This window comes from Paenibacillus sp. 2TAF8, assembly GCF_052114825.1.
GTDB lineage: Bacteria > Bacillota > Bacilli > Paenibacillales > Paenibacillaceae > Paenibacillus.
Genome location: NZ_JBFRFN010000017.1, coordinates 22,514 through 49,060, shown reverse-complemented (window position 1 = coordinate 49,060; position 26,547 = coordinate 22,514). Strand labels below are relative to the sequence as shown.

Here is a 26,547-nt window from a genome sequence, read left to right as displayed (position 1 = left end):
ATATGATCAACGTGCTGATTGTGGACGATGAGCCATTTATTCGCCAAGGACTTCTGTTGTTGATCGATTGGAGAGCGCTGGGATTTCAAGTTTGCGGACAGGCTTCGAACGGGCTGCAGGCGCTCGATTGCATCCGTACAATGAAGCCTGATCTCGTCATATCCGACATTAAAATGCCGGAAATGGATGGTATGCAGCTGGCCAAGACTGTATACGAAGAGTACGGTGACGAGATGAAAATGGTACTGCTCAGCGGGTACTATGAGTTTGAATACGCCAAACAGGCGATCAAGTATCAGGTGAACGATTATATACTTAAACCTATTGTCAAAGACGAGTTGTTGCAAGTACTGGAGGCATTCAGAGACTCCTTTTTGGAGAGAACGGAAGAGAAACGGCATCAGGAAAAACAGGAACAGATCGTACTCACTCAGCATGTGCAATCCATTTTGCTTGGAACGGCGGATCAAGAGACCCTTGACCATGTGCGAGTCCATTATGGGAATGCAACGAAATTACGATGTTTGATGATTGAAACGGAGTCGGAGCGTGAACAGCAGCAAGCCGATTGGTGTCAGCAGGTGGAAGTTAGCATAAATCGGAATCACGCAGGACATGTACTGAAATCCTTCACAGGGGAGAAAAACAGGGTGCTGCATATTGTAACCGACCTGTTGCTGAAGCGTGAAGCGTTATCCCTCGAACAATATGTCACGCGGCTTTATAACGAGTTAGGCCGAATACAGAGTGCAGCGATTGCGATCTATGCGGGGAAAGAAGTTAGCAGATTGGACGAACTCCATGAGTCCTACTACTCCTGCGGAAAGATCAAAAGTTTGCGTTTCTTTAGCGCATACGGGCCAATCTACTATTTTGAGCATATGGACACAAGTGTGTTTATCAACCAGCCCGCCGGGCGGGAAAAACAGCTTTTCGACGGACTGATTCAAGCCATAGAGGAGCAACGAATTGAGGATGTGCACGGTCATGCGCAGGCCATCTTTCAATTTTTTCTGGAGCAGCGCATCGAGCCGGGCATCGTAGGTATTCATCTTCATTATTTGGCTTACACGTTGCTTGGGCTGGTGAACAGGGACAATTCGGATCTGAATTCAGATGAGCAATGGATGCAGTCGACGTTTCTTCAGGAGAACTATGCCATGCTGTCTATGGAGGAGAATATTGAGAATCTGTGCGAGTTTTCATATACATGTGCGGAGAAGTTGAAGGAGCGGCAGAAGTGGAACGCGATGGGGGTCTTGGCCCGAGTCGAGGCGTATATTCATGAGCACTATATGGAAAATATCAGCCTGAAGCTGCTCGGAGAGCATTTTTTCATGAACAGTGCGTATCTGGGTCAGATATTCAAAAAGCATTACGGCGTGAGTTTCAGTGATTACCTGAATCAGATCCGGATCGAAGAGGCCACCCGTCTGCTACGCAGAACGGATTACAGAGTGTATGAGATTGCAGCGATGGTGGGATATCGGGATTCGGATTATTTTATTAACCGGTTCGAGAAAATCAAGGGTGAGACACCGGCCCAATATCGAAAAAGGGCCCAAGCGATGCATACTTCGGATTCTTCATCCTGCACTCCTTGAGGGGGAAGCAGGATTTTTTGCTTATCTGGAATTATTGGGATGGGGCCTATAGTTTGTCCCGTTGAGGAGAGCAGGCAACAATGATAATTTTAAATCAACCTTTAGAAAGCGCTTTCTAAAGAGTGTCTCTCAACATACTTCGCTGGAGGGGTCATGATGAAAAAGGATGTCAGAAAAAGATTAAGGCAGCTCGTTTTACTGACGTTGATGTTTACGGTTGTACTCGCTGGATGTACGCCGGGATCATCCAAAACGGAAGAGAAGACGGCAGACGGCAAGGAACTAAAGCAGTTTTCCGCATTTTTTGCTGTACCTGGCAAGCTTGCGCCTGATGATAACCGTGTGATGAAGGCCATTGAGGAAAAAACGGGAGTTCGGGTCACGATGGACTGGCTTACTGGCCAGACTGCCAAAGAACGGATCGGTGTCATGATTGCAGGTGGGGAATATCCAGACTTCATTGATGGCAGTGATGGTACACAGCAGTTAGTATCTGCCGGTGCGCTTGTGCCACTTGAAGACTATATCGACAAATATCCGAATATCAAAAATTATCTCGGTGACAATTGGAAGAAAATGAAGAATTCAACGGATGGTCATATCTACTTCATTCCGCAATTCGGAAATTTACAGGGCGAATCCATGAAAGTATCCCATGATGGGGAAGCATTCTGGATTCAAAAAGCAGTGCTGGAATGGGCGAACTACCCAACGATCAAAACGCTGGATCAGTATTTCGACTTGATCGAAAAGTACAAAGCAGCGAATCCAACGATTAACGGTCAGCCGACGATCGGATTCGAGATCATTTCTTACGACTGGCGTTACTTCGCACTGGAGAACCCGCCGCTATTCCTGGCAGGTTACCCGAACGAAGGTGCCGCTATTATCGACAAGGCTACATTAACAGCGAAAAACTACAATACGATTCCAGAAGCCAAGGCTTATTTTAAAAAGATCAATGAGGTTTACAACAAAGGGCTTGTCGACAACGAGACGTTCACAGCGAATTACGATCAGTACATTTCCAAAATTTCAACGGGACGCGTACTGGGCATGGTCGATCAGGGATGGCAGTTCCTTGACGCAGAGGCTTCTCTTGTTAAACAAAAGCTGTATGAAAGAACGTATGTACCACTGTCCATTACGTTGTCTGAAGATGTAAAAGGACGTTATCAGCATAAGCCGATCCTGAACGTCAACGGCGGACTTGCGATTACGAAGAGCTGTAAAGATGTTGAAGGAGCGCTTCAATACATCAACGATCTGCTTGATCCCGAGACGGAAGTACTGAGAACGTGGGGACAAAAAGATGTGGATTATCAGGTGGATGACAAAGGTGTATTCTCTCGTAACGAGGAGCAACGCGCCAATTCGAAAGATCCGGACTGGGTACTCGCAAACACAGGAAGCCCGCTGGTATATTTCCCTCACCATGAAGGCATGACAGCAGACGGTAAAAATGCGATGGACCCGAAAGAACAGCCTGAAGAGTACCTTGCTACACTGAATGACATTGATAAAAAAGTGCTCAAGGCTTACGGATATACCAAATTCACGGATTTCCTGGAGCCAGCGGAAGAGAACGAACCATGGTTCCCGATCTATACGTTCAATTTTGAACCGAATAAGCCAGAAACGATTGCCAGACAGAAGATGGATGATGTGAAACGCAAATGGTTGCCTAAAGTGATCATGACCTCACCAGCTGAGTTCGAACAGGCATGGGAGGAGTATCAATCAACACTCAAAGAAAGTGCAGATATCAAAGCGTATGAGGATGCACTTACGGAAGAGGTACGCAGACGTGTAGATCTGTGGGGCTAAATATGTGGAACAGATGCAATTAGTAAGACAGGCAATACGATAAGAAGCAAGATAAGCAATACAATAAGAAGCAAGATAAGCAATACAATAAGCGGTGCGAAAATAACTACGGTAAGAGAAATATGACAAGTGGCACGATAAGTATGAAGTGTAATACGAGTAGTAAGAAAAGCAATATCAGCAATCAATAGCTAGGGTCAAGGCAGAGAGGCTATGGGACATCCTGTAGCCTTTCTTAATCCACACATAAACGTGTACCCATTGGACAGGAATGGATTCGAATTCATCCGCTTCGGATGATATAGATAAAACTCGTAATCAAGGAGAGAGAAAAACATGGCTAAAAAGGAGTTGCAGCCTTCGGTAAATACCAGTCATATCCCTTCGGGGAAAAGCTGGCTCGGGTATAACTTGTCCAGAATGAAAAGTCAGCGCCAATTGATGTGGATGTCATTCCCCTTCATTGCGTTTATTGCTATTTTTGCATATGGGCCTCTATGGGGCTGGCTCATGGCTTTTCAGAACTACAGACCGGGCATAGGTTTTATGGAGCAGGATTGGGCAGGACTGGATCATTTTCGAACGTTATTTACGGACCCGACCTTCTTACGTGTCATTCGCAATACGCTGGCGATGAGTCTGATCAGTCTATTTCTGGGATTTGTCGGTTCGATTGGTCTGGCACTCTTGCTCAACGAACTGCGGCTGGTTTTGTTTAAACGTGTCGTGCAGACCGTTTCTTATCTACCACACTTTCTGTCGTGGATCATCGTGACAGGTATCGTCGCGAATGTATTGTCGACGGAGAACGGGATTGTGAATGTGCTGATGACCAAGCTGGGACTGATCGATGCACCGATCAATTTTTTTGCCGAACCCAAGTACTTCTGGGGGATTGTGGGTCTGTCCAGCATGTGGAAGGAGATCGGGTGGGGCACGATTATATATCTGGCCTCCATGGCTTCGATTAATCCGAGCTTGTACGAAGCAGCGTCCATCGATGGAGCGGGTCGTTTTCGCAAAATGTGGAACGTCACACTGCCGAGCATCAAACCAACCATCATTATTCTGCTGATTATCAACGTGGGTAACGTCCTGAATGCAGGCTTTGAGATTCAATATTTGCTGGGGAACGGACTGGTGCAGGATGTATCCGAGACGATTGATATTTTTGTGCTGAAATACGGAATTAATCTCGGAAACTACTCACTTGCCACCGCGGCAGGGATTTTCAAAAGTGTGGTCAGTCTGGTGCTCATCTTTATCGCCAACGGGATTGCCAAATCTCTTGGTGAAGAGCGGTTGATATGATAAGGGGGCAGCGCTGTGAATCGAATTAGTGGAAAACGAAGCCTGGGTGACTCTATCTTTTCCATCACCAATGGCATATTTATGTTGCTTGTCATGGTTGTTACGTTATATCCTTTTTTAAACACCATTGCCGTATCTTTCAATAACGGTCTCGATACGATTCGCGGGGGAATCTATCTTTGGCCGAGGGAGTGGACGCTGCAAAACTATGTTTCCGTGTTCCAAAATCCACATCTGACCCAAGCGGCATTTATTTCAGTTGCCAGAACCGTCGTCGGAACGGTGGTGCAGCTCTTCTGTACAGCCATGCTGGCTTATGTACTGAGCCGTAAGGAATACATGTTTAACAAATTTGTCACTACACTCTTTGTGATCACGATGTATTTCAGTGGCGGCTTGATTCCGGGGTACATGTTGATCAAACAAGTGGGACTGCTGAACAGTTTCTGGGTTTACATTATTCCCGGACTGATCGGGGTATTCAACATGATTGTCATCCGTACCTACATTCAGGGGTTATCCGAAGGGCTGATTGAATCGGCGAAAATGGATGGTGCAGGAGATTTCCGCATCTTTATGCGCATTGTGCTTCCGCTGTCCAAGCCGGTGCTGGCTACGGTTGCACTCTTTATTGCCGTAGGCCAGTGGAACTCCTGGTTTGACTCCATGCTCTATACGGCAGGTAACCGCAATTTGACCACCCTGCAATATGAACTGATGAAGCTGTTATCTTCGGCGACGTCACAAGGGGGAACGGTCAATGTGGATCAATACAAAAATGTGACGAACATGGTCACCCCCGTATCCATTCGGGCAGCCATTACCATCGTGACGGCCATGCCCATTGTTGTGCTTTATCCATTCTTGCAAAAATACTTTGTCACTGGACTCACCATTGGAGGGGTAAAAGAATGAATAATGTAAATCAAGGCGAGCAATGCACGTTTAACAATCCGATTATGCCTGGGTTTTATCCAGACCCGTCTGTCTGCCGGGTAGGGGAAGACTTTTATTTGGTCACCTCCACGTTTGCCTATTTTCCTGGCGTTCCGATCTTTCACAGCCGTGATCTGGTTCATTGGAAGCAGATTGGCAATGTGCTGGATCGTGCTTCTCAGCTTAATCTGGAGGGGGCAGGACATTCGCAGGGGATTTTTGCACCGACGCTTCGGCATCATGATGGGCTCTTTTATATGATCACAACGAATGTAACGCATGGCGGGAACTTTGTTGTGACAGCTACTAACCCGGCTGGGCCATGGTCTGATCCTTATTTTATTGAAGGTGCGGAAGGCATTGATCCAACGATTTTCTTCGATGAAGACGGCAAAGCATACTATTTAGGTACACGGCCTTGCTCTGAGGGAGTCCGTTACAACGGCAACTGGGAAGTGTGGCTTCGTGAACTGGATTTGGGCAGCATGAAGCTGGTCGGAGACAGCTATGTTCTGTGGCGTGGGGCGATGGTAGATGTGATTTGGCCAGAAGGACCGCATTTGTATAAAATCGGCGAGTATTATTACCTCTTGATTGCAGAAGGTGGCACAGGTCTGAATCATGCGGTTACGATTGCACGCAGCAGCAGTTTGACTGGTGGTTATGTCGGTAATCCGAATAATCCGATTATTACCCATCGTCATATGGGCAAGCATTATCCAGTAATCAATGTAGGACATGCAGATCTTGTACAAGCTCCTAATGGTGAATGGTTCATGGTGATGCTGGCTTCAAGACCCTATGGCGGGGCTTTCAGTAATCTTGGTCGTGAGACATTTATTGCTTCAGTGGAATGGGAAGATGGCTGGCCAGTCGTCAATCGGGGGCTGGGTAAGCTGGAGGAGCAAGGTGTGTTGAATCTGCCAGCAGCGCCAGTGGCACCGGATTTGCGCTGTGAAAACTTTGATACCGATCATCTGGGCTTGCAATGGATGTTCCTGCGCAATCCTCAGGAAGATCTGTATTCCTTGACTGAACGTAAAGGTTATCTGCGTTTGAAGCTGAAACCGCAAACATTGAAGGAACTCGAAAACTCCAGCTTTGTCTGTGTACGTCAGAGACATATGAATTATGTAACAGCAGCGGCGATGGAATTTGTGCCGAAGCATGAGCATGAGACGGCAGGTCTGGTGGTTATTCAGGATGATCAGTATCATGTGCGAATTGAACGTGCACTTGAAGGAGAACAACAGGTACTGCGCGTCATGACATGGCTTGGCGGTGAGGAATCACAGGTTGCCCAAGTTACGGTGGACGGGGATGCTCCGCGTGTATATCTCAAGATGGCAGCGCTTGGACAGCAACTCAGCTTTTATTACAGCACAGATGGAAGTGAGTACCATCTGGTTGCAGACCGAGTGGATACGACCAGCTTGAGCACGGAAGTAGCTGGCGGTTTTGTTGGGTGCTGTATCGGCATGTTCAGCAGCAGTAATGGTAAGTCTTCCGATCAGGTAGCCGACTTTGACTGGTTCGAATATGGTTCGTACAATTAAACTCTCATTGAAGGAGAGATTGTATAATGAAAGCTGCAAAAACCATCCTGTCGAGTGTAGTAGCGATAGGAGTCATCACAACTTTGTCCGGGGTCTCTCAAGTATCAGCTGATCAGGGCAGTAAGATGACATCACAAATTTCTGTAAAAGCTGCATCGGTAGAGCCCGATTTGTATCAAGAAGTTCCCAAATTCAAAAAAACATTAAGTAAGGACAAAGTGATCTGGAATGGAAAAAATATTGAATTAATCGCAAACATCGTAGAGGAAGAAAACGTTCCTGCATCAGAATCCAAAGTAATTCGTTCTATTGTCATTTCTAAAGGGAAGATGAAGCAGACAATAAAAGCCGATGATTTAGGAGAAAAATGGCATGAAGTAATACGTGTTGTTGATTCAAATTCAGGTGATTGGGTGGCTGTGCAGGTAGCAAAAAGTGCCGGTAATGCTGTCATTCTTGTGAACCTAAAGACAGGTGAATCCACGATTTTAAATGATCGTCTTGCAGAGGAAGGTAAGAAAGGCGTAGAGAGTATCCCTTCATTTAACTGGTCACCTGTGGAGGATAAGCTCGCGATTTCATACGGGAATACGGAGAAGAGTTCATTAGCCATATACGATGCGAAGAAAGGCACTTTTGAATATATACCGCGTACAACAAACTATATCAGTACAGGGGTTATCCTTTGGCACAAAAACGGAAAATCGTTCGATTACATTAGTGAGTACCCTTCCGATCAAATGAGTCTTTTTAGATATAATACAGCAACCAAAAAGGTTAAACCGATCAAAAAAATGACTCAAAAAGAATTTCAACAATTTATGAAGCTGGACAAATAGGTCCAGGATTAATTAAGAAGATAAAATGGTTTAAGCGGCCTTAATCCTTTAATGAATGGGGAGTAAGGCCGCTTAATGATTTCTGTAAGCATTCGTAACTGCATAACCCATGCATTTCTTCATGTCTTCTGAAGCTTTTTCATGAATTTGTATTTAAGTCGTGTTCAGTAGGGATTGCAGAGGAGTGTCCAATGATTAATGCTACGCATCTCCGCAGGTATTGACCCGGTTCACATCCAAAATTTCGTTCACGTCATGTGCTTCAAATTGGTCAAGCAGAGCGTCCAAGCCATGCTCAAGCTTGTGTTCAAGCTCCTCCAGATAAATGGGAAGGATCGCATAGAAGTGCACAGTTTGCCCATCTCCCATGTCCAGTGTGAGGAAATCCTCTTTGACCTCAAGCGGAGGCAACACGATTAAGGCACACATATCTGTATTGTTGGAAAATGGCGTTGCCGGGTCTCCATTGGGCACCGTATGCCCCCAACTCAGCCAGGTATCATAGTCATGTGGTAGTCGAGCCATCGTTTTCAACCATCGTATCGGCCAGTAATTATCCGATTCCTCCAGTTCTTCTTCTAATAGAGGCCAATCCGGAGGTAAACATATCATCAGTTCTGCATACTTATAATCCTCTGCATCTTCAGGCGTATTCATCGGCAAGGCACTCATGCCTGTGGTATACAACGTATAATAATTACGTTCTGGTGTTGGACGAATGATATGGACATCGATATGAACTTTATCTGACACCAGCTCATGGAACACAGAGTCGGCTTCGCCAAGATATGTATCCGCGTGTTTCTCAATTCGCTGCAGCCATTCGGTAGTTGCATAAGAAGTAGATTGCCACTCGCGATCCAAATCTTTATGCCGAATAATAGGAACGCCAGAAGGCGAATACTCAGATGAATTAGACATGTTTACCGCTCCTTTGTACAGGAAAGTGTACTTGCTTTTTCATCATATCATATCGTGTGAATGGAAGTCTGAACTTCGTTCTATGGTATGATAGGAACATGTTGATGAGTTCGATTGAAGGAGCAAAGGGTATGAATCAGAGCGTACAACAGTTCAAAGCCGATTTCTTCAAAGCATTGGCACATCCGATGCGCATTCGCATTTTGGAGTTGCTTAGTGAAGGCGACAAAAGCGTCAATGAACTGCAAGGCATTCTTGGAACGGAAGGTTCTGCGGTCTCCCAGCAGCTGGCTGTACTGCGCAGCAAAAATGTAGTACAGGGCAGGAAGGAAGGTACTACAGTCACTTACTCCCTTCGTGATCCGCTGATTAAAGATCTGCTGGTAGTTGCCAAACAAATTTTTGATAACCATTTGGTCGATGCGATCTCCATGTTGAAGGATATGCGCAAAGACAGTTGACACAGAGAACAAGAGCAACCGTTGGATCATGCGGAAACTCTTGTTTTTTGGTTTTAATGTATACGAGCTCAATCCTACAAAATTGTGATATTTGCGATTGACAGGGCATATATCAGGGAGTAGTGTTCTATTTATATTCAAATATTCAAATATACAAAGAAAAGAAGGTTATAGAGCATGAAAGGCATCGGAAGATATGCGGGTTATCGAATGGCTGATTTTCGCAAGGATCTGATATCGGGACTGATTGTAGGTATTATTGCGATTCCGCTAGGTATGGCTTTTGCCATCGCCTCCGGAGTCAAGCCGGAATATGGATTGTATACCACCATCATTGCGGGTATTTTGATTTCACTGCTGGGCGGCTCCAAATTTCAGATCGGTGGGCCGACGGGGGCATTTATTCCGATTCTTTTTGCTATAGTCATGCAGTATGGTTATGAAAATTTGCTGATCGCTGGCATGATGGCTGGACTGATGCTCATTGTGATGGGTGTGTTCAAGCTGGGGGCGTTGATTAAATTCATTCCAAGACCCGTGACGATTGGCTTTACGGCGGGTATTGCCGTGCTGATCTTTAGTGGACAGATCGTGAATGTGTTGGGACTTACGGGAGTAACAAAACACGAGGATTTTTACTCCAATATGAAAGAGATCGGGATGCACATTGCGACGATTAATATATACAGTTTGCTGACAGCGGGGGTGTGCCTGGCTGTTCTTCTGCTTGTGCCGAAGTTTGCACCCAAAGTGCCTGCTTCGCTGCTGGGTCTGATATGCTCGGCTGTCATCGCGGCTATCTTCTTTAAAGATCAGGTGGCTACGATTGGCTCCTCCTTCGGAGAGATTCCAGGAACTTTACCTGGGTTTCATCTGCCGGAGATCACATGGGAACGTATCGTAAATTTGCTGCAGCCTGCTTTTGTCATTGCTATGCTCGGTGGTATTGAATCGCTGTTGTCCGCCGTTGTCGCCGATGGTATGACGGGCAGTCGCCATAACAGCAACCGGGAATTAATCGGACAGGGGGTTGCCAACCTTGTCACACCACTTTTCGGTGGTATTCCAGCGACAGGAGCGATTGCTCGTACGGCAACGAATATTAAATCCGGTGCGGTCTCTCCATTGTCGGGTGTAATTCATGGTGTTGTTGTGCTGCTTGTCCTGCTTTTGTTTGCACCGTATGCATCCCATATTCCGCTTGCCAGCATGGCACCTGTTCTGATGCTGGTAGCCTGGAATATGAGTGAACGAAAATCCTTTGCTTATGTACTGCGAACCAAAACGGGGGATTCACTTGTGCTGCTTTTGACCTTTCTTCTTACTGTATTCACGAGCCTTACGACTGCGGTGGAGGTTGGATTGATTCTTGCGGTTATTCTATTTGTGAAACGAATGAGCGAGATGCTCAAAGTGGCCAAGGTACTGCCTGATCCGGATCATAAACATGAGAAGGTCATGGCTCACATGGTACGAGAGGGACATGATTGTCCACAGATCAGCCTGTACACGATCGAAGGGCCGTTATTTTTTGGTGCAGCGGATATGTTTGAAAAATCAGTGATGGATTCACTTCCAGAGCGCCCAGTCATACTCTTGTTACGCATGGGGAAAGTTCCTTTTATCGATACAACAGGCGAGGCGAACCTGGCGAGTTTAATCAAACATTTTGATCGTTCGGGCGGGATGGTACTGTTATCGGGCATTCAGGAGCAGCCACTCGAAATGCTGAAACGAACGGGTTTGCTGGAACGGTTAGATCCGGCACATCGGTTTGAACATACCGGGGAAGCTATTAATTATGCATTACAGCATCTGAACGAAGAGAAGTGTAAGGGGTGCAAACATTTTGCGTTTCGAGAGTGCGCAACTTTGTCTGGTTGTGGGTCGGAGTCTAAGCCGGAGCAGCAGCAAAAGTGGAAAGTCGTTACTACGAAAACAGCTCCTTAATAACCGTTCCAATAAATTCCTATATGGTATATATTAAGTATATTCATTACATATCAGACAGGAAGGAACTTGATTATGTTTAATCAACCAACGGCTTTACGTTCGGTGCTCAGCCCGGCATATCTGGAGTGGGCATTACAAGCACATTATGATATCGGAACGTGGGAAGAATGCAGGTTTTGGCTGCGAGGTTTAAATGATACTTATCGGGTACGTACAAGCACAGGAACTTATATATTGCGTGTATATCGTACTGAGGTGGCAGAAGTGGATGTTCTTTACGAACTGAGTATTCTGACTGCACTAAAAGAAGGTCTCGGTTCGAGTACGCATACAGAGGTTGGAGGCTTTATCCCAACGAAAGATCAGACTGGGTATACGATGCTGGATGCGGCTGAAGGAAAACGGGCAGCTGTGCTCTTTCACTATATTGATGGAACAGAAAATAATCTGGAGGATGAGGATTCCTGCTACGCTTTTGGCCGATCTGCTGCTGAACTGCACCAGGCTATGGATCAGATTGATCTGGGACCAGAGCGAGAACAAGTGTCAGCGTCAGTAAAGGGGTTGGAGTCAGTACATGCAAGGTTTAAGCTAGATACGAAATTTCTCATCGATGAGCCTCTTGAACGAATTCTGCGTTACATCGGAGAGGATGGTGAGGAAGCAACATTTCTGCAAACGTTTGCTAACGTTTTAAAAGAAAAGATTTTTACCGTCTCCAGTACCGGGCTGGATTATGGTTTGTATCATGGCGATATGCATGGAAACAACAATGTGTTTGAGCAGCAAGAACGCTTCATCCATTATGATTTCGAATGGGCTGCTCCGGGATGGCGTGCGTATGATCTGGCTCAAGTGAAGATTCGGAAACGGCAGTCGGGTGATTCGGAGCAGAAGCAGCAGTTATGGAATGCATTGATGAAAGGCTATCGCTCGGTTCGGAGCTTTACAGATGCAGATGAACAGGCGGTCGACCTGTTTATTATCGCTCGCAGGTTCTGGGTGATGGGTCTGGATGTGGCCTTTATTGATAGTGATATGGGCGCGCTGGATTACGGCGAGGATTGGCTTAATGATTTTATTGAGGAGTTTCGTGATAAAGATATTGTGTAGGAACTAATTCATATGAAATAAAAAGGAACTGTCCTTAAAAAACGATTATGCGGGTTTACTCGCATAATCGTTTTTTATTTACCTGGTGGTGCTTGATATGATCAATTATTATAGCAATAATCATTTTTGCGCTACCTATATCATCTACGATTGAGCGGAAGAGGCAGCGGTCGCGGCTGCTGCAGCGGCTGCTGCCGACATGGCGGCTTGCTGAGCGACGATAATGTTGGTAATCGTTGTGGACATGGAAGATGTGAGGATGTCATTCTGTAGACTCTCCATATGTTGAAGTGCAGTCAATGCAGACGAGAACAGCAGCAACTCCTGTTTGTTTATGGACCAAGCCCCAAAACCCTCTTGACTTCTTAACCAGTCATATGTCTCAATAACCTGATCTGCCAGCGAGTTGATCTCTGCTGGAAATAGTGCAAATAGTGCGAGTGAAGGTAATGTGTACGTTTTATCCATCCGAAGATTCCTTGAACGGAAAGCCTCGCTTAAAGCCAGCAAACGTCCACTGACCTGAGATCCGCCATCCCCGATAACGAGGATCTGTGTTAAGGTTTGCACGCTGTTTTTCGCAGAAAAGTTAGGTTTCAACTCCTGATAGAGCTGTTCCATGCGTACTACAGCGTAGTCCACATCCAAATCGGAGAGGGCTAACATCGCTGTGAAAATATAGTCATCATGTCCTGTGAGGAAGGGATGCTCTTTTTTCATACGGTCATAGAATGCTTTGGCACGTGCCACGGTATGCTGAAATTGATCAGGCGACACTTGAGCAGCGATCTGATAGGCCGCCATCACCAGGTAATCGGAGTTGCGGAACTTGATTTCTTTCATCAAATCATGGACTTGAATCGTATGTTGCAGTCTTGTAAGCTGATCCGTTGTCAGAGAAAGCATAGCTGCAAAATGAAAGGAAGAAGGGCCTCTAAATGCAGAGAAACGTTGGGTATGCTGCTTCATCAATTCAGTACTTTGCAGAATGGCTTCAGAATCTATTCTTTTATTCTCCACCACATAGAGCAGGGCTGCCAGACGACGCATGATCGGGTGCTGCCATTTGAATGGTTTCTTGAGACTCAGGGTGTTAGAAACGAATAATTCGGCTTTTTCCAGCAGTTGTGGTTGCATGTGCAACCCTCCTAATGATTAGTAATATTTATTTCAACATAAGGAATATTAAATGAATCAGTGCAATGCATCCTATTGGATAGATTAATGATCTGGAGAACCTATTTTTAAATTCATTCTGAGGATGTTTTTCGAAAAAGAAGTGTAACACGGTATGTATGATAAAAAATACATCTAGTACCCAGAATGTTATGGTCTGATAGGAACTGAAAAGAAGTGAGAAGATGATCGTATACAATGGAAGATGAATCCATGTGAAATATGTATATGCTTTTTCTGCTTCCATATCTTTTAATACGATAAACAATTTCCATTCGGACCGTCGGATCGCATCCATCTCATGCAGTAGAAACAGGGAAAGGTTAAACAGAAATAAGATCAATAACAAGCTTGGCATCTTTATCCTCCTATTTTAATTTTCATGGATCGGTTGGTAAAGGGCATAAAAATCATACGTGACTTCCACTGTAAAAGTTCCGGTAACATGAATAAAAGTGCTACTCGTATCACAAAGAAATGATTGAAGATTTGAGCAAATTTTGACATATGTACCTGTGAGTACTTACTTCCTCATAATCCATATTGTATTTCTGCTTTACATCTCGTACAATTTGATGAAGTAATTCTGCATTGCGTTAATGCAAGCGGATTGAAGTGAAATGACAATTGGAAGCTGTATTTTAGAAAAGGGGAGAATCACTTGGAATCAAAAGAACTATCGAGAGGGCTGAAACCTCGCCATGTTGAGCTGATTGCGCTCGGCGGTACGATTGGCGTCGGGTTGTTCATGGGATCGGCAAGCACGATCAAATGGGCAGGGCCATCTGTGCTACTGGCTTATTTACTGGCCGGAATAATCATCTTTTTTGTCATGCGCATTATGGGGGAGATGTTGATTCAGGAGCCGGTGACCGGTTCGTTTGCAACATTTGCTCACAAATATATCAGCCCGCTTGCCGGGTTCCTCACGGCCTGGAGTTACTGGTTCCTGTGGGTTACGGTGGGTATGGCCGAAGTTACGGCAATCGGGATTTATGTGGGGTATTGGTTCCCGGATATTCCACAGTGGATTCCTGCGCTCATCGGGGTATTCATTATCGCGGCTGCCAATCTAGCAGCAGTTAAGTTCTATGGCGAATTCGAGTTCTGGTTTGCGATGATCAAGGTAACCGCAATTGTGGCTATGATTGTTATCGGAACAGGTCTTATTTTCTTCGGATGGGGTAATGGTGGACAACCGATCGGTTTGTCTAATCTGATTAGTCATGGAGGCTTCTTCCCCGGAGGCATTAAAGGATTTCTCTTTGCGCTGTGTATCGTAACAGCTGCCTATCAGGGCGTTGAGATGGTCGGAATTACGGCCGGAGAAGCAGAAAATCCGAAACATACACTGCGCAAAGCGATCAAAAATATTGTGTGGCGTATTCTCATTTTCTACGTAGGTGCGATATTTGTGATCGTTACGTTGTATCCGTGGAACGAGGTAGGGGAAACCGGAAGTCCATTTGTACTTACCTTTGCCAAAGTCGGCATTGTTGCGGCGGCGGGCATTATTAACTTCGTGGTGCTGACAGCAGCGATGTCGGGATGTAACAGCGGGATCTACAGCGCAGGCCGGATGTTATATACGCTCGCAGAGAACGGACAAGCACCTGCCTTTTTCAAAAAGCTTTCCAAAGGCGGGGTTCCCCGTAACAGTATCGTAGTAACGATCTCTTTGCTTCTTATTGGGGTCGTACTCAACTATCTGATGCCGGATTCGAAGCTGTTCCTGTACATCTACAGTGCAAGTGTATTGCCGGGAATGGTGCCTTGGTTTGCACTGGCGTTCAGTCAGTTCAAATTCAGAAAGCGCTGGGGAAAGGAACTTGCGGAGCATAACTTCAAGTCCAAATGGTTCCCGATCAGCAATTACATCATTATTGTGTATCTGATTCTAGTCATTATCGGTATGGCCTTTAATCCGGATACACGTCTTCCGCTGATTGTGGGTGCGACGTTTATGGCGATTGTAGTGGTTGGTTATTATGTATTTGGCATCGGCGGCCGTCAGACCAAAGCTAACGATCCCAAATAAACAATAATTACATCTGTAGTTAATCCGTTTAAACAATAATAAAGCTGGCTGTATAGCAGCAATGATGATGCACTTCTTGAACATATCCGGTGACTCGCAAAGAGTCCGTATGTTGAAGGAGTGCTTTTTTCAGTTTAAATACCGGGCAACTCGGTTACAAAGGAAAGAGTGAACCTTTACACAGATGAAATTCACAACACATACATTTGAACCGAGGAGGAACCAAACATGGCTACGCAAGATCAGCATTCGATTCAAGATCCAACGACACAATATCCGAAGGCAACTCCAGAGTGGAAACAACAGCAGGATGAGCCGGGATTGCAGCGTGAGATGACTCCTGTTCCGGATTGCGGTGAAAAAACGTATAAAGGCAGCGGCCGTCTTACAGGGCGTAAAGCGGTTGTTACCGGTGCGGATAGCGGGATTGGCCGGGCGGCGGCAATTGCTTATGCACGTGAAGGAGCGGATGTTGTACTCTCCTATCTGCCTGAAGAGGAAGCGGACGCCAAGGAAGTCGTGCAATTGATTGAGGAAGCTGGCCGAAGAGCTATTGCCATCCCGGGCGACCTGAAGGATGAGAAGTACTGTGAACAACTGATTGAAACGGCAGTCAAAGAACTCGGTGGCATTGATATTCTGGCTAATGTGGCGGGAAAACAGCAGTTCGTTGAGCAGATCGAAGATCTAACGACAGAACAATTCGATGCTACGTTCAAAACAAATGTGTATTCCATGTTTTGGCTTAACAAAGCAGCGGTCAAACATATGAAGGCAGGCGGCTCAATCATCAACACGTCATCCATTCAGGCGTATAAGCCATCACCGATTCTACTGGATTATGCAACAACAAAAGCATCCATTAATACCTTTAGTAAAGCTCTCGCCCAGCAAGTCGGCAGCAAAGGAATTCGTGTGAATGTTGTCGCGCCAGGGCCAGTGTGGACACCATTACAGATTGTTGGTGGGCAGCCTGTAGAGAAACTGGCTGAATTCGGCAACAATACACCGCTCGGCCGGGCAGGACAGCCTGTCGAGATGGCTCCGGCGTACGTATTTCTGGCCAGTCAGGAGTCAAGCTATGTGAGCGGAGAGACCTTGAATGCCAATGGTGGTACGGTTAGTCCATAAGCCTTCATTCACGGGATTATGGATGGGGGTTGGCTGTTGGCAGCCTCATCAACTTTTCTACGGGTTACGTTATCTTGTTATTGTCAAGAAAAAGGGACAAAGCAGTCATTCCGCTGCTTTGTCCCTTATGCATGTCCTGAGCGAGGTATGCTCCAGACATTATGCTATTCATGAAGCAATGAATGCGTGTTTAGTTCTGTTCTGACTTGGTTTCCAGTATGACATAGCTACCTAGTGTGGCAAGCTGTGCATTATCCAGTAGGGCTTCATTTACAGCAGTCAATGCTTCACCTGCTGCTGTCATCAGTTCGTCAGAGTCAACCGGTTTGGCAAAACGAAGAATGACAGATGTCTCTCCATTTTTCAGATGTGCCTCGGCCTTGCTCTTATAATCGTTAATTGAATCGACTTCAAGTTTGTTCTGTACATAATAATCATTGGCGTCACTTTCGCCTTTGAACAATCCAAGTTCAGAATCCAGCCAGTAGTCTTTGTCCGCGATCGTTTTCTGACTTGCAGCTGTCTCATCATTGGCGTTGTACAAGAAATATGGAATTCCGGAGTTGGTCAAATTATTGGTTGCATCCACGTTTAACCACTCGTCTCCGATTTTCACCTTGTTCCATGCATGAGGTACGCCGCTAGAGGCTCCCGTAACCACGATACTCTCCAAGCCGGACAGATCCGAAAGTAACTTGTATACAGAAGCATAACTTGCGCATACGCCCACACCTTTAACTAGAATACCATAGGTGGTAAAGGAGTCGTTAAATTGTGAATCGACGTGTTTAAAGTTGTTTTGCTCTGCATTTTCGAGTGCAGCATCGTCATATTTCGCATTGTCGTTCAAATAATCGTAGATGGCTTTGCGTTTCTCGTCCTCGCTCATGCCTTGTTTAATAATAGAGGCAACAACCTCTTTGGCTTTGGCAATAATTTCGTTTTGTTTACTCTGAATGCCTGCAGCCGTCTCTTTGTAATGGATCGAAAGGGTTAGTGTGCCGTAGTTATATTCGAAGCCTTCTACCCCAAGAATCAGTGGATTCTGGTACATGACTTTCAAGACAACATCCGAGAGTGTTGTGAAATTTTGTGCTTCAGGAAAAGCCTTCAGCGAGATGCTGTCCTGAGCGGCAATCATATTTTTAGCCAATACTTCTTCCAGCGCAGAATCTGCGTTAATGAATTCATCACCAGTAGCTGGCTCGGGCACGATCTCCTCATTGCCTTGTTCCACATTTTGCTCGGTATTAGACTTCTGCTCATCTATAAGGTTTTGCAGAGAGTCTGTATCTGCTTCTGCACCTGCATCTGTATCTGATTCAGGAGCAGATGTCTCTTTCGAGGGATCGCTCGCAGATTCACTTGCCGTTTGATCGGTAGCTTCGCCGCTGGTAGTATCATTGTTCTCTGATGCAGAGGCTGAGTCCGATTTTTCTTCTACCACTGGTGGTGTATCATTGTTGTTAATAATGGTCGGTACATCCGGTGCAGGTACATAAGGTGTATTGTTTTTAGGTTCTACGAATCCGTTACTGGAATCGGCGACACGTTGCTGTGTCAATTTATCCAGATCTTCCTGAGTAACGTTCTCTACGCGGACATAACTTTTAAGTGCCGATCCCTTGACGTGAAAAGGAATTTCAGTTTCATTAAACTCTGAAATCTTTACATTAGCCGTATCGTAGACAAGCGTTTCACGGGCCAATGAGCCGTCATTGTACTCTACTGTTATTTTCTGAGGCAGTTCGTTCACGTTTTTTAGTTTGTTGAGATAGAGTTGTTCTTTCGTAGCAGATGGTAATTGGGTTGCTAGTGGGGCAGTAGCCACTCCGTTACTAAAATTAGATTCTTTGCCGTCCCCGATTGCGGTAATGTAGTATTCTCCGTTGAGTCCGAGGTTTTGATGTGATGTAATGATATCATCATAAAATCCCAGTCCACCACGTCCATCCTTCATGAAATCGTTAAAGGTCGTTTCGTTTGTTGTTGTGACAAATAAAGGAGTAGTGTCATCATAAGCACTCTCAGCCCCTGGGAGAGGAAGATTTGTATTATCAAAAATATTACCTCGATAATCTTTACGGTTGTATATCTTATACCCGGTTGCACCTTCTACCTTATCCCAGACCAGCTTGAAACGTCTGTCTTTGTCAATCTCATATCTCAGTTTAGGTACCGGAAGTTCGGACTTTACTGTGAAAGGTATAATGATGGGTTCATCAAGCAAAGTGGGATTCTCTGCATCCGGATCATAGTTCAGGCGAATATAATAGATTGGAGCACCACCCCAACTACTTTGCCCCTTGGTACGCATGGAATCGGAACTTAGAACACCCCAGCCCATTGGTTTTACGGAGACACTATTATCTTTATAATCTACCAACCACCTTACTTTACTGGCTTTGAGGCCTTTAATATCGGTATGTACTGAGATAATATCATTGGAATAATAATCAATTTTGCTTAAATCGCCTTTAAACTTAAAGGTGAATGTTTCATCCTGTGCAACATTGTACATGGGCATAATTGCTTTTTCCGAGGCTGTGCCATACTTCTCTTTCAGACTTAAAATGCTGGAGCCTTGCTTGGGTTCAGTCGATTTATTATCGGATGGGCTGCTTTCCTGATCATTACTCTGGCATCCAGCCAGCAGCAAGGTAAGTGCAAACATTATAAAAAATAGTCGTTTCATGGTACACCGCTTTCTACTTATTCTAGGTAAAACTTATTTTCAATCCTCCTACCGCTTGATCCTCCTAGTAATTTCCTAATACCTTTGCTAGTTTATGGTCATATCTACTTATTGTCAAGGTATGTAAGGGGGTTCGTAGACCTATACATAAGTAGAGTGGTACGCCATTTTTTATATAGAAACGATGATAGAATGGTTCAATCGTAGTGGATATAACTAAGGGTAGAGAATAACTTTGGAGGATGCACCTTACATGATTGCTTAAGGCAATAAGGTATATGTGCGTTGGAAACAATGGGAACGCAACACGAAACGGAATGTTATAACCAACAACTAAAAAGTAATAAGTAAAAACAGGCTTTTCTTATTATTATAAGAGAGGCCTGTTTTGTTATAGCAGCAATTAACCGCGTGATGAAGCTCTATGTATAATTTTTAACCCTGTACCAATACGAATAGGCATCGGTATACCCCAATTTTGCATAAAGTCGCCGTGCGGGTGCATTGCCCTCGACTACTTGCAGATAACTTGAAACAGCACCATGACTTTTTCCCCAATGCAGCAGGTGCAGAATCATCTGTTCCGCCAGTCCGCGATTGCGATAGGTCGGATCTGTAATGATGTCATGAAGTCCAATGAATCCACGCTCAACCACACCCAACCCACAAGCCACTATACAGCCGTCGACAGACAATGTGATGAATCCCGTCTTTGCACGGACATTGAGTAACATCTGTGTCATGGTTCCGCTGGATTCTTCGTTGGCCTCATTCAAACGGCAAAAATGACTTAACCATCTGTCCGTTAGCTGCTCTTCAATGTGCACTTCCAGATGTTCAGGAACTTTCAGATTCTGAAGTTCTCGAAGTTGGACAAGGGTTCGATCCACAACGACATAACCTTTATCCTGTAGAAGTTGATCCAACTCGTGTGGCTGAATGAACGGTGTAATTTTAAAAATGGTATTTAACTGGTTCGACGTGTAGATATTTTCACAAACCTCAATCTTTTCATGCACATCCAGAGTAGAAGCGTAAATCGGTTGAACAGAGTTGGCACGTTTCGAATATCCTTTGGCAAAACGTAGTACCCAACCGTCATACAGTGAGGTTGATAAAGGTTGCCAGTGGTTGAGAGTTAGTTCTTCGATCAGACGAAGTTTGTTTTCTGTTGCATACATGTGGCTTATCCTCCTAACATAGGATACAGACGATATAATAATCCGATTAAATAATAATACATAAAAGTGTATAAAAATTCAATGTAGATTATTCGGATGTTATCCATCTGAATGGTATAATCAACAAAGAGCTCAATTTATGGGAACGGAGTACATCAAACATGATTAACATCGAGATTCAGGGACAAATGATTACATGTCATATTGAATTAGGCAAACGAAAAAAAGCCTCCGTCACCATGGACTTGCCCTACATGGTCACGGTTAAGGCGCCGAACGGTACAAGTGAGGAAGTGATTCGGCAGCTGGTTATGCAGTATGGAGCTGAGATTATACAAAAATCTGCCCGAATGCAGCAGGTGCTGGACGGTCCCCAGGCTAAGGAATACGAGAAAGAGGGCAAGGGAGCATTCCTGCTCTTTGGCAAATCCCATGCCTTACATGATTTAATTCCGGTAGAGGGATTTACGGAAGAGGAGCTACGTGTGAATCTGAAAAAGTTCTATTTTGCCGAATGCAAACGCATGATAGGGCAACGAATTACACGTTATCAGCAGGAACTGAAGGTGAAGCCGAAGTCTATCGACATCGTAGACTCTCCCACGAAATGGGGGAGCTGCAGCTGGGACAAAAAGCTGATGTTTAATTACCGCCTTGCCATGGCACCGCCAGAAGTTATTGATTATGTCATTATCCATGAGCTGTGCCATATTCATCATATGAATCATGACCGCTCGTTCTGGCGGCGGGTAGGTAGTATTATGCCGGATTACAAGGAAAAAGAAGATTATCTCATGCGCAATGGCCGAGCCATGACGTTGTAGGTTAACCGAGTCGAACACCATGTTCCGTGTAAAATTGTACAGCGGCATCCCGATCCGTATGGTGATCCAGCCAATGCTCAGGATAATAAATGCCTGCAGCCATCGACTTGTCAGCAGGCAAGCGAAGCAGCTTATCCGCTTGAATAGCAGCACCGAGTGCTGTGAGATGGGACTGTCCCTGGGGATCAGAGACGGTTAACCTGCGCTTCACCTGTTTACCTGAGTTATCCACACCATTCAGTTCAATGACGAGATGATGAGCCCCACCATTTCCCGGGTTATAGAGCAACTTACGTCTGATGGGCGTAAACCGCTCACCACTAATCATTTTCCAGATTCCGGTTTTTACCATGCCTGCAAGTGCGTAGGTGGATAGTTTATGATCAAAGGCAATGCGGAAGCTGGAAGCATCGATGTGGCTCTGCTGCGGGAGCGTAACGTGATCGGGTGTATCCAGTCTGTAACATTGCGTTCTGTATCCTCCAGGAAAAGTGACATGAAGCGGATCAGTCATTGGATAGACCTCACGCTGAGTATTCAATTCGGTGATCTGAAAAGGAATGCTCATCCGATCCATAAAAGTAACGGAATCAGGCCCTGCTTTGTCCCGGAGCGAATATAAGGCACTGATATTCATCTCCACATGATCCAGGTTCTCTGCGAGCATCATCGCAAACAAGGAAGCTGTTCCGCCCATCCAGCCAGAAGATAAAATAACAGGGGAGCGTAGTTCTTCTTGTTTTGCCGAACGATGTGCCTGATGAAATACTTCTGTCCAGCGTGTCACGTCAATGAGCGGGATGCCTCGCCGAATGGCAGATATGAGCAATCGATCCTGCAAATCATTCACAGCATTAATAATTAGAAACAGGTTCTCCTGAACGTGGATCAGAGGGTCAGGTGCAGCAGTATCCACAATGACCGTTCGAACGCGGTCTGAAGCGAAAGGAGTGGTTTTGCCAGATGAACGACCTCCGAGTAACAGTTCCAGATCGGGATGCCTGTCATGCAAAATGCGGGCAATCTGTGCACCAACTGCGCCGTAACCGCCCGCGATAAGAATCGTCCTGCTTGTGTTTGTCATTAATGTAAGCCTCCATTAAATGTTTAAATGTTCGAACATTTAAACGTATTGTATGGTAATCTCTCCATAAAATCAAATATATTCTTTTTCTCAAAGGAAAACAGTTGTTGTTCTTCCATGAATATGAAGTACAATAGAGCCAATATTACTCGCCGCGAACCGCACTAAAACATACGTGGTGGAAGGAGTGCAAGATGGATCAAAATAGGCAGTATTCGGTGCTGGTGGATGAATATATTGATGCATTTCCAACGGATGTACAATTGAAGTTACAGATGTTAAGGCAAATCATCCGTGATGCGGCTCCGCTCGCTGAAGAAAAGATCAGTTACAAAATGCCTACATATGCGCAGCATGGGAATCTGGTTCATTTTGCCGCATACACGAAACACATCGGCTTTTATCCTGCACCCAGTGGTATACTGGCGTTCAAGGAACAACTCTCCAGATATAAAGGAGCGAAGGGATCGGTTCAGTTTCCACTGGATGAGCCGTTACCAGAGAATTTGATACGCGAGATTGTTGAATTCAGAGTGAAGGAGAATGTGGGGAAGAGTCAGAGATGAATAAAGGTCTAATTGTACTTGATGTCCAGCGAGGACTTACCATTCAACGAGATGTATCGGCAACCGTATCAAAGATCGAATCGGTCATGGCGACTTTTGAGAAGATGAATTGGCCCATGGTTTTTACTAAACATATTGATGAGCAGCATGAAGAGTCCTCACTCTACCGCGGGAAAGCAGATCATCTGGAAATTGTTGTGGATACGAAGCAACATCTTGTTCTGGAAAAGAACAAACCGAGTGCTTTCAGTAATAGAGAATTGAAAAAATGGCTATGCGATCAGCAGGTTGAGCATGTATTCATTGTTGGCTTTAACATGGAGTATTGTTGCCTTTTTACAGCGATCACTGCTGAACATGAGGGTTTTAAAGTGACACTGATTGAAGATGCGGCCGGTACGGTGAATACAGAAGAGACGTATGACATGAAGGGGCTGGATATACCCGATTTTATCGGTTCGATTCTCAATTGGTCAGGATGCATAGAAGTTTTATATACAGATGAATTTAGTGAAGTGTACTGCCAGGGTGCTGAAAAGTAGAACGTGCTTATAATATGGACGCCACTTCGTTTCTGGCTAAACCAATGTATAAAAAATCCGGATGATGATTCATCCGGATTTTTTTGATGCCTGCTCTTTCCCCAACTGTTTCTACTCAAAGTAATAGGTAACATCGGAGTTGCTGGCCGCAGGAATCAGATACATAAAATAGGGGCTCACCTGCAGGTAGATGTTCAGGTCGGACACGCCGAGATTGCGAACCGTTAGATTGAAACGGCCATTGGCATCGACGGTGACGGTCTCGGTACGAATATGTTTTTCTTCTGGTGACGGGCCATGAATCTGAAAGGAGAACGTTTGACCCACATATGCTGTAAGTGTTCCTCGTACGTTCAAGGTGCGATCTTCTGTATATTCGAATTGCACATGACGATCATCAAGAACGACCTCATTACCGGTATCCGGTTCCTGAGGCTGTGTTCCGGGATCTTGGGGCTGCGTTCCAGGATTCTGTGGATCGGTCACGGGTTCCTCTGCGGAGGGGCTAATCGTGAAAAATTGAGTTTTATAAACGATGTCCGCGTTGGAACCATCTTTTTTCTTCAATCCGGTAATTCGAACGTTAAATGTATCTCCATCTTTCAGAGAATTTAAGTTATCCGGGCGGAAAATGACGGCATAGTTATACCCGTAACCATCGGTATTGACGTTGAAAAAGGTCTTTGAAGGGTCACTGCTGGCAGAGGTCTTGGTACCGAAGTTCCATGTTTTCTGATCAGAGATCCGTGTAAGTTCTACCTGAACGTCCGAATTTGACGGTTTGGCAAAAACATCCGGATTCAACTGTGCAGACCAAGCCTGCGACACGTTGAAGGCTTCGATCGGGAATGCGCCTTGATTGGGAAAAAGGCTGTAGTTATATGGTGTAACTTGAGTTCTGCTTTGGTCAAAAACCTGCATGCTGCTATAAAAACGAGTTCGCTCTTCCTCTTGATGGGCAGCTAGTCCTAAAGGTTGGCAGCATTCAAACCCTGATCCAGATATCTCTCATTGAGCAAGCCAGCAGAATAAGGGAAAACGGTGGAAGGTGTTTCGGTAAACATAGGGAGCGTTTGATCAACCCTCATCCATTGATTCCGCTTTTGGTCGATTTCTTGCTGACTACGCTCGGGAAGCAAGCTATCGATCTGTTCTGCATGAGCAGTTTGCGTTCCGCCCAGAAGCAATAACAGGCCAGCGAGTGGCAGTGCAAGCAATGAGCTGATTTTCATTTTTGTACCTATCATATTATTGTAAAACTCCTCTCATCTTCGCGCACCTAAAACAAATGCAAATGTAACTTTATGTATATGTATCGTCTGTTTCGGTGATTTTGCTTAAGGTGAAATTTAGAACGGCACGAAAAAAAGGACATAGGCTACCCTTGGATACAGGATAACGTATGTTCCTCTTTTATAACTTTCATATCGAATTGGTTCAGTCCAGATTCAGATCGAAATCCGGTTGGCACATATAATCAATGGGATACAGATCATCTCTTGCTGATATCAATGCGCGGAAGTGAAGGGAAGGAGGGCCTTTCAGTTCAATATCACTACCTTCACGAAAACGAACAAGCTCAGCGACAACGAAGACATCCCCTGCATTCGTACATCGGAAAATAACATTGTTTGGGTTAATGACTTCTTCCATATAACTGTAAGTCATCACGTGAAAGGACTGTCCGCGCCAGTTCGTCTGAATGACACGATATGACTGCGTTCGGATCAAGTCCAAGTAACGCTCTAACTGGAAGGTATGCTCCCACTGTGTGATATAACCTTTTTTATCTACATCGATGGTAAACTCCACGTCATAGCTCTCGTGAAACTCTTCCTTATATGTACCCTTCATCATCTTCATTACATCAAAGTGTGATCCGAAGTCGGGATCAGTGATATAAGGGATCGCAATGAGTTCCGGATCAACATGCTCTGTAATTTGACTTCTCGGGTTGCTCTCCGTTGGTCTCAGATCAATAGAACCGATCATACTTCCGGGAAAACCGGGGCTGCAGCTTATTCGCATAGTCATCTCCTTTGAGGTGTATTCCTTTATTAAGACGGTGATCTAAGAGGAAAGTTTCACCAATATGATCTAGTTTATAGCTTTATCTCTAATTCCAACTCTCTTAAAAGCTCTGAGGCTCCTGGTTTCATAAGTCTTATTCCGATTTATTTGTGCAGCTCTCTAGAATCATGCTACTCTCTAAATAGAGAAACGTTGGGGTCAGAATGAATATTTAACGACGTATAACATGGATTAGGGGGGGGCTTGTGATGTTATCCACAAAAGTCATTGAACATTGCCGTGTGAAAGGCTGGTGGCATGAAGATGTACCGGCTGAATACGAGGAAGCACTGCGTAAGCTGGATGTCGACTTGAACTCGGATTTTGCACAATTCTACCTAAATGCAGAGGATGGGCCGACGTTTTATAGCAGGCATCAGGAGTTATATCAGATCTGTTGGGTGATCGAGAATACGGTATATCTGCAGGATATGCACATTTCTCAACTTACACTTGGATTGCCTGAGGCTTACATTCCGCTGGACAGCTTTGAAGGGGAAGGTGGTTTTTTCTATAATCGCCAGACAGGCGAAGTTGTGCTGGTTGAACTCGGCGAGTCGATTGAACGTTTCCTGAACGGAGAGAGCAAGCCGCAATGGGCGGATTTCAATGCCTTCCTGGAGTGGTATTTTGAATTGGCTGAAGTGACGACGCTGTAGAGGAATGCCCATCCGAGTAATAAACATCACCAAAAAGGGGACTCCATTGGCACTGAGCGC

Annotated in this window: 24 protein-coding genes; 15 read left to right on the top strand and 9 right to left on the bottom strand. The window is 45.1% G+C overall.

Going from position 1 to position 26,547, the window contains the following annotated elements; all coding sequences use genetic code 11:
- The first annotated feature begins 2 nt into the window (after positions 1 to 2).
- The 6 genes from AB4Z30_RS21980 (at position 3) to AB4Z30_RS21955 (ending at position 8,073) form a co-directional block, all read left to right on the top strand.
- Complete coding sequence (locus AB4Z30_RS21980; protein WP_441929591.1) at positions 3 to 1,604, top strand: response regulator transcription factor; 1,602 nt, start codon at positions 3 to 5, stop codon at positions 1,602 to 1,604.
- Positions 1,605 to 1,757: 153 nt separating this feature from the next.
- Entirely contained in the window at positions 1,758 to 3,431 is a 1,674-nt protein-coding gene (locus AB4Z30_RS21975) for an extracellular solute-binding protein (RefSeq protein WP_441929590.1), read from the top strand.
- A gap of 336 nt (positions 3,432 to 3,767) precedes the next feature.
- Positions 3,768 to 4,742: an ABC transporter permease gene (locus AB4Z30_RS21970; protein ID WP_434752859.1), complete on the top strand. Its 975-nt coding sequence runs from the start codon at positions 3,768 to 3,770 to the stop codon at positions 4,740 to 4,742.
- Between the two features lie 15 nt (positions 4,743 to 4,757).
- A complete protein-coding gene (locus AB4Z30_RS21965; RefSeq protein ID WP_441929589.1) occupies positions 4,758 to 5,657 on the top strand; it encodes a carbohydrate ABC transporter permease in 900 nt (299 codons plus the stop codon).
- Entirely contained in the window at positions 5,654 to 7,234 is a 1,581-nt protein-coding gene (locus AB4Z30_RS21960) for a glycoside hydrolase family 43 protein (RefSeq protein ID WP_441929588.1), read from the top strand. Before AB4Z30_RS21965 ends, AB4Z30_RS21960 begins: the two co-directional genes overlap by 4 nt.
- Before the next feature lie 26 nt (positions 7,235 to 7,260).
- On the top strand, positions 7,261 to 8,073 hold the full coding sequence (locus AB4Z30_RS21955; RefSeq protein ID WP_441929587.1) for a hypothetical protein: 813 nt from the start codon (positions 7,261 to 7,263) through the stop codon (positions 8,071 to 8,073).
- Between the two features lie 201 nt (positions 8,074 to 8,274).
- Here AB4Z30_RS21955 and AB4Z30_RS21950 read toward each other — a convergent pair whose 3' ends face one another.
- On the bottom strand, positions 8,275 to 8,994 hold the full coding sequence (locus AB4Z30_RS21950; RefSeq protein ID WP_441929586.1) for a suppressor of fused domain protein: 720 nt from the start codon (positions 8,992 to 8,994) through the stop codon (positions 8,275 to 8,277).
- 131 nt (positions 8,995 to 9,125) lie between these two features.
- On the opposite strand from AB4Z30_RS21950, the gene AB4Z30_RS21945 reads away from it, so the two are divergent.
- The 3 genes from AB4Z30_RS21945 (at position 9,126) to AB4Z30_RS21935 (ending at position 12,521) form a co-directional block, all read left to right on the top strand.
- Positions 9,126 to 9,455 (top strand): ArsR/SmtB family transcription factor, encoded by a 330-nt coding sequence (locus AB4Z30_RS21945; protein ID WP_441929585.1) that lies wholly within the window; start codon positions 9,126 to 9,128, stop codon positions 9,453 to 9,455.
- A 177-nt stretch (positions 9,456 to 9,632) separates the two neighbouring features.
- Positions 9,633 to 11,405, top strand: coding sequence for a SulP family inorganic anion transporter (locus AB4Z30_RS21940; protein WP_441929584.1), 1,773 nt, complete (start codon positions 9,633 to 9,635; stop codon positions 11,403 to 11,405).
- Between the two features lie 75 nt (positions 11,406 to 11,480).
- The gene (locus tag AB4Z30_RS21935; RefSeq protein ID WP_441929583.1) at positions 11,481 to 12,521 is read left to right on the top strand and encodes a phosphotransferase enzyme family protein; all 1,041 of its coding nucleotides are present in this window, start codon (positions 11,481 to 11,483) and stop codon (positions 12,519 to 12,521) included.
- 144 nt (positions 12,522 to 12,665) lie between these two features.
- Here AB4Z30_RS21935 and AB4Z30_RS21930 read toward each other — a convergent pair whose 3' ends face one another.
- Both AB4Z30_RS21930 and AB4Z30_RS21925 read right to left on the bottom strand, forming a co-directional pair.
- Positions 12,666 to 13,658: a DUF4003 family protein gene (locus tag AB4Z30_RS21930; protein WP_441929582.1), complete on the bottom strand. Its 993-nt coding sequence runs from the start codon at positions 13,656 to 13,658 to the stop codon at positions 12,666 to 12,668.
- Positions 13,659 to 13,686: 28 nt separating this feature from the next.
- Positions 13,687 to 14,055, bottom strand: coding sequence for a DUF6713 family protein (locus AB4Z30_RS21925; protein ID WP_441929581.1), 369 nt, complete (start codon positions 14,053 to 14,055; stop codon positions 13,687 to 13,689).
- Positions 14,056 to 14,358: 303 nt separating this feature from the next.
- Here AB4Z30_RS21925 and AB4Z30_RS21920 point away from each other — a divergent pair, with 303 nt between their 5' ends.
- Positions 14,359 to 15,735, top strand: a complete 1,377-nt coding sequence (locus AB4Z30_RS21920) for an amino acid permease (protein ID WP_441929580.1) — start codon at positions 14,359 to 14,361, stop codon at positions 15,733 to 15,735.
- 228 nt (positions 15,736 to 15,963) lie between these two features.
- Positions 15,964 to 16,866 carry an SDR family oxidoreductase gene (locus tag AB4Z30_RS21915; RefSeq protein WP_441929579.1) on the top strand — a complete coding sequence of 301 codons (903 nt, stop codon included), beginning with the start codon at positions 15,964 to 15,966 and terminating at the stop codon, positions 16,864 to 16,866.
- A 190-nt stretch (positions 16,867 to 17,056) separates the two neighbouring features.
- On the opposite strand, the gene AB4Z30_RS21910 is transcribed toward AB4Z30_RS21915, so the two are convergent.
- Together AB4Z30_RS21910 and AB4Z30_RS21905 are read right to left on the bottom strand one after the other, a co-directional pair.
- The gene (locus AB4Z30_RS21910) at positions 17,057 to 19,561 is read right to left on the bottom strand and encodes a transglutaminase domain-containing protein (RefSeq protein ID WP_441929578.1); all 2,505 of its coding nucleotides are present in this window, start codon (positions 19,559 to 19,561) and stop codon (positions 17,057 to 17,059) included.
- Between the two features lie 422 nt (positions 19,562 to 19,983).
- Complete coding sequence (locus AB4Z30_RS21905; protein ID WP_441929577.1) at positions 19,984 to 20,742, bottom strand: GNAT family N-acetyltransferase; 759 nt, start codon at positions 20,740 to 20,742, stop codon at positions 19,984 to 19,986.
- 164 nt (positions 20,743 to 20,906) lie between these two features.
- Here AB4Z30_RS21905 and AB4Z30_RS21900 point away from each other — a divergent pair, with 164 nt between their 5' ends.
- On the top strand, positions 20,907 to 21,566 hold the full coding sequence (locus tag AB4Z30_RS21900) for a M48 family metallopeptidase (protein WP_441929649.1): 660 nt from the start codon (positions 20,907 to 20,909) through the stop codon (positions 21,564 to 21,566).
- Position 21,567: 1 nt separating this feature from the next.
- Here the strand turns inward: AB4Z30_RS21900 and AB4Z30_RS21895 are convergent, their stop codons facing one another.
- Positions 21,568 to 22,650 carry a saccharopine dehydrogenase gene (locus AB4Z30_RS21895; RefSeq protein ID WP_441929575.1) on the bottom strand — a complete coding sequence of 361 codons (1,083 nt, stop codon included), beginning with the start codon at positions 22,648 to 22,650 and terminating at the stop codon, positions 21,568 to 21,570.
- Positions 22,651 to 22,844: 194 nt separating this feature from the next.
- Between AB4Z30_RS21895 and AB4Z30_RS21890 the strand changes: the two genes are divergently transcribed.
- On the top strand, positions 22,845 to 23,216 hold the full coding sequence (locus tag AB4Z30_RS21890) for an iron chaperone (protein WP_441929573.1): 372 nt from the start codon (positions 22,845 to 22,847) through the stop codon (positions 23,214 to 23,216).
- Positions 23,213 to 23,758 (top strand): isochorismatase family cysteine hydrolase, encoded by a 546-nt coding sequence (locus tag AB4Z30_RS21885; protein WP_441929572.1) that lies wholly within the window; start codon positions 23,213 to 23,215, stop codon positions 23,756 to 23,758. The genes AB4Z30_RS21890 and AB4Z30_RS21885 overlap by 4 nt, the downstream gene beginning before the upstream one ends.
- 111 nt (positions 23,759 to 23,869) lie before the next feature.
- Here the strand turns inward: AB4Z30_RS21885 and AB4Z30_RS21880 are convergent, their stop codons facing one another.
- From AB4Z30_RS21880 to AB4Z30_RS21870, 3 genes are all read right to left on the bottom strand, one after another.
- On the bottom strand, positions 23,870 to 24,679 hold the full coding sequence (locus AB4Z30_RS21880; RefSeq protein WP_441929570.1) for a hypothetical protein: 810 nt from the start codon (positions 24,677 to 24,679) through the stop codon (positions 23,870 to 23,872).
- A gap of 47 nt (positions 24,680 to 24,726) precedes the next feature.
- Positions 24,727 to 25,005 (bottom strand): hypothetical protein, encoded by a 279-nt coding sequence (locus tag AB4Z30_RS21875; protein ID WP_441929569.1) that lies wholly within the window; start codon positions 25,003 to 25,005, stop codon positions 24,727 to 24,729.
- A 190-nt stretch (positions 25,006 to 25,195) separates the two neighbouring features.
- Entirely contained in the window at positions 25,196 to 25,786 is a 591-nt protein-coding gene (locus AB4Z30_RS21870; RefSeq protein WP_441929568.1) for a hypothetical protein, read from the bottom strand.
- A 251-nt stretch (positions 25,787 to 26,037) separates the two neighbouring features.
- Here AB4Z30_RS21870 and AB4Z30_RS21865 point away from each other — a divergent pair, with 251 nt between their 5' ends.
- Entirely contained in the window at positions 26,038 to 26,487 is a 450-nt protein-coding gene (locus AB4Z30_RS21865) for a hypothetical protein (RefSeq protein WP_441929566.1), read from the top strand.
- Positions 26,488 to 26,547: the final 60 nt, after the last annotated feature.

Excerpts from the sequence above, each read along its gene's own strand:
- AB4Z30_RS21910 (WP_441929578.1), bottom strand. The coding sequence starts at position 19,561 with ATGAAACGACTATTTTTTATAATGTTTGCACTTACCTTGCTGCTGGCT.
- AB4Z30_RS21930 (WP_441929582.1), bottom strand. The coding sequence starts at position 13,658 with ATGCAACCACAACTGCTGGAAAAAGCCGAATTATTCGTTTCTAACACC.
- AB4Z30_RS21925 (WP_441929581.1), bottom strand. The coding sequence starts at position 14,055 with ATGCCAAGCTTGTTATTGATCTTATTTCTGTTTAACCTTTCCCTGTTT.
- AB4Z30_RS21945 (WP_441929585.1), top strand. The coding sequence starts at position 9,126 with ATGAATCAGAGCGTACAACAGTTCAAAGCCGATTTCTTCAAAGCATTG.
- AB4Z30_RS21975 (WP_441929590.1), top strand. The coding sequence starts at position 1,758 with ATGATGAAAAAGGATGTCAGAAAAAGATTAAGGCAGCTCGTTTTACTG.
- AB4Z30_RS21905 (WP_441929577.1), bottom strand. The coding sequence starts at position 20,742 with ATGTATGCAACAGAAAACAAACTTCGTCTGATCGAAGAACTAACTCTC.
- AB4Z30_RS21955 (WP_441929587.1), top strand. The coding sequence starts at position 7,261 with ATGAAAGCTGCAAAAACCATCCTGTCGAGTGTAGTAGCGATAGGAGTC.
- AB4Z30_RS21915 (WP_441929579.1), top strand. The coding sequence starts at position 15,964 with ATGGCTACGCAAGATCAGCATTCGATTCAAGATCCAACGACACAATAT.
- AB4Z30_RS21895 (WP_441929575.1), bottom strand. The coding sequence starts at position 22,650 with ATGACAAACACAAGCAGGACGATTCTTATCGCGGGCGGTTACGGCGCA.
- AB4Z30_RS21940 (WP_441929584.1), top strand. The coding sequence starts at position 9,633 with ATGAAAGGCATCGGAAGATATGCGGGTTATCGAATGGCTGATTTTCGC.
- AB4Z30_RS21885 (WP_441929572.1), top strand. The coding sequence starts at position 23,213 with ATGAATAAAGGTCTAATTGTACTTGATGTCCAGCGAGGACTTACCATT.
- AB4Z30_RS21880 (WP_441929570.1), bottom strand. The coding sequence starts at position 24,679 with ATGCAGGTTTTTGACCAAAGCAGAACTCAAGTTACACCATATAACTAC.
- AB4Z30_RS21950 (WP_441929586.1), bottom strand. The coding sequence starts at position 8,994 with ATGTCTAATTCATCTGAGTATTCGCCTTCTGGCGTTCCTATTATTCGG.
- AB4Z30_RS21935 (WP_441929583.1), top strand. The coding sequence starts at position 11,481 with ATGTTTAATCAACCAACGGCTTTACGTTCGGTGCTCAGCCCGGCATAT.
- AB4Z30_RS21960 (WP_441929588.1), top strand. The coding sequence starts at position 5,654 with ATGAATAATGTAAATCAAGGCGAGCAATGCACGTTTAACAATCCGATT.
- AB4Z30_RS21875 (WP_441929569.1), bottom strand. The coding sequence starts at position 25,005 with ATGATAGGTACAAAAATGAAAATCAGCTCATTGCTTGCACTGCCACTC.
- AB4Z30_RS21970 (WP_434752859.1), top strand. The coding sequence starts at position 3,768 with ATGGCTAAAAAGGAGTTGCAGCCTTCGGTAAATACCAGTCATATCCCT.
- AB4Z30_RS21890 (WP_441929573.1), top strand. The coding sequence starts at position 22,845 with ATGGATCAAAATAGGCAGTATTCGGTGCTGGTGGATGAATATATTGAT.
- AB4Z30_RS21980 (WP_441929591.1), top strand. The coding sequence starts at position 3 with ATGATCAACGTGCTGATTGTGGACGATGAGCCATTTATTCGCCAAGGA.
- AB4Z30_RS21865 (WP_441929566.1), top strand. The coding sequence starts at position 26,038 with ATGTTATCCACAAAAGTCATTGAACATTGCCGTGTGAAAGGCTGGTGG.
- AB4Z30_RS21870 (WP_441929568.1), bottom strand. The coding sequence starts at position 25,786 with ATGCGAATAAGCTGCAGCCCCGGTTTTCCCGGAAGTATGATCGGTTCT.